At 61.9% G+C, this 1696-nt stretch carries 4 protein-coding genes and 1 tRNA gene; all 5 read left to right on the top strand.

Going from position 1 to position 1696, the window contains the following annotated elements:
• On the top strand, positions 1-215 hold a 215-nt coding region (locus G4D87_RS37470), incomplete at its 5' end, for an EF-Tu C-terminal domain-related protein (RefSeq protein ID WP_504112914.1).
• Positions 216-314: 99 nt separating this feature from the next.
• Positions 315-479, top strand: coding sequence for a 50S ribosomal protein L33 (gene rpmG, locus G4D87_RS37465; RefSeq protein WP_011553120.1), 165 nt, complete (start codon positions 315-317; stop codon positions 477-479).
• A 23-nt stretch (positions 480-502) separates the two neighbouring features.
• Positions 503-578: transfer RNA gene (locus G4D87_RS37460), tRNA-Trp, on the top strand.
• 100 nt (positions 579-678) lie between these two features.
• Complete coding sequence (secE, locus tag G4D87_RS37455; RefSeq protein ID WP_163787547.1) at positions 679-1122, top strand: preprotein translocase subunit SecE; 444 nt, start codon at positions 679-681, stop codon at positions 1120-1122.
• Entirely contained in the window at positions 1122-1664 is a 543-nt protein-coding gene (gene nusG / locus G4D87_RS37450; RefSeq protein WP_090494984.1) for a transcription termination/antitermination protein NusG, read from the top strand. The genes secE and nusG overlap by 1 nt, the downstream gene beginning before the upstream one ends.
• Positions 1665-1696: the final 32 nt, after the last annotated feature.

The raw sequence follows: 1696 nt of genomic DNA, 5'->3' as shown, positions 1-1696 counted from the left end.
TCAAGGGGTACCGTCCGCAGTTCTACTTCCGCACCACGGACGTGACGGGCTCGGTGAAGCTGCCGGAGAACGTCGAAATGGTGATGCCGGGCGACAACATCGCCATCGAGGTGGAGCTCATCACCCCCGTGGCCATGGAGAAGGAGCTGCGCTTCGCGGTTCGCGAGGGTGGCCGTACCGTGGGCGCCGGCGTCGTGGCGGAAGTCATCGAGTAATGCCGGGTCGGCCGTAAGGCCGCCGGGCTCACTGTCCCGACTCCGAAGGGAGGGCTGCGTTGTGGTAGCCTTCCCTTCTCGTATCTGGTGAGGTAGGTCATGCCGAAGGGCAATCGTTCCATCATTTCGCTCGAGTGCACTGTGTGCAAAGAGCGGAACTATACGACCACGAAGAACAAGCGGAAGAGCCAGGACAAGCTTGAGCTGAGCAAGTTCTGTCCTCGCTGCCGGAAGCACCAGGACCATAAGGAAGGCAAGGTCTAGGTCGGTAGTTCAGGGAAGGTTCTAGGCCAGTAGCTCCAACGGTAGAGCAGCGGTCTCCAAATCCGCGTGTTGGGGGTTCGAATCCCTCCTGGCCTGCCAACTCTCAGTAGTCGCGGGGCCCCCGGTACCTGGAGGTGCCGGGGGTTCCTGTGTTTTCGCAGTCCCGCGAATTCGCATCCGCAGTACCTCGTGAGGCACCATGGCGACGGCATCAGAGGCCAGCCAGCAGGCTAACCGCTCGGCGATGGATCCGAAGCGGCTCGTGGTCATCTTCTATCTTCTCGCCGGCATCGTCCTGGCCCTCTTCCTGGAGCGTCTGCTCGGGTTGCTGTGGGCGCGGCTCAGCTGGAGCGACCCGGTCCTCATTGAGGGCTTGGACTGGAAGGTCTCCACCCTGGTGGGCTATGCGCTGGCCGTGGGATTGGCCGTGGGCGCGTACTTCCACCCGCGCACCCATGCGCTGTCCATCGACGTGGCTTCGGAGTTGATGAAGGTCACCTGGCCTACCTGGCCGGAGACCAAGGCGTCGACCATGGCCGTCGTCGTGGCGTCCCTGGTGGCCGCCGTCATCCTCTTCTGCATCGATACCGCCGCCTACAACCTGATGGTGGAGTGGCTGCCGGCCGTGTGGGGGAAGCTGTAATGGCGATGAAATGGTACGTGGTCCACACCTACTCGAACTTCGAGAACCAGGCGAAGAAGAGCCTGGAAGAGAAGGTCCGTCTGGAGGGCCTTCAGGACCAGTTCGGTGAAATCCTGATTCCGATGGAACAGGTCGTCGAAATGGTGAAGGGCGAGAAGAAGACCTCTCGTCGCAAGTTCTTCCCTGGCTACATCTTCGTACAGATGGAGCTGAACGACCGGACGCTCCACCTGGTGAAGAACACGCCGAAGATCACCGGTTTCCCGGGAACGGCGCAGCATCAGAATCCATTGCCCATCTCCGACCAGGAGGTGGCGCGCCTGACGTCCCAGATTTCCGAAGGCACGCTCAAGCCGAAGCCCAAGGTTCAGTTCGACGACGGCGACACGGTGCGCGTCATCGACGGTCCGTTCGCCAACTTCAACGGCACCGTGGAAGAGGTCAACGCCGAGAAGGGCAGGGTGAAGGTGCTGGTCAGCATCTTCGGCCGCGCCACCCCGGTGGAGCTGGACTTCATGCAGGTGGAGAAGACCACCGGCTAGCAGTTGATGCCACGCCGTGCACCCCTGTATGG

The organism is Myxococcus vastator (assembly GCF_010894475.1).
GTDB lineage: Bacteria > Myxococcota > Myxococcia > Myxococcales > Myxococcaceae > Myxococcus > Myxococcus vastator.
Note: the sequence above shows the minus strand (reverse complement) of the source record. Positions and strands in the feature narration are given on the sequence as shown.

Coding starts and splice junctions, on each gene's coding strand:
- rpmG (WP_011553120.1), top strand. CDS start 315: ATGCCGAAGGGCAATCGTTCCATCATTTCGCTCGAGTGCACTGTGTGC.
- secE (WP_163787547.1), top strand. CDS start 679: ATGGCGACGGCATCAGAGGCCAGCCAGCAGGCTAACCGCTCGGCGATG.
- nusG (WP_090494984.1), top strand. CDS start 1,122: ATGGCGATGAAATGGTACGTGGTCCACACCTACTCGAACTTCGAGAAC.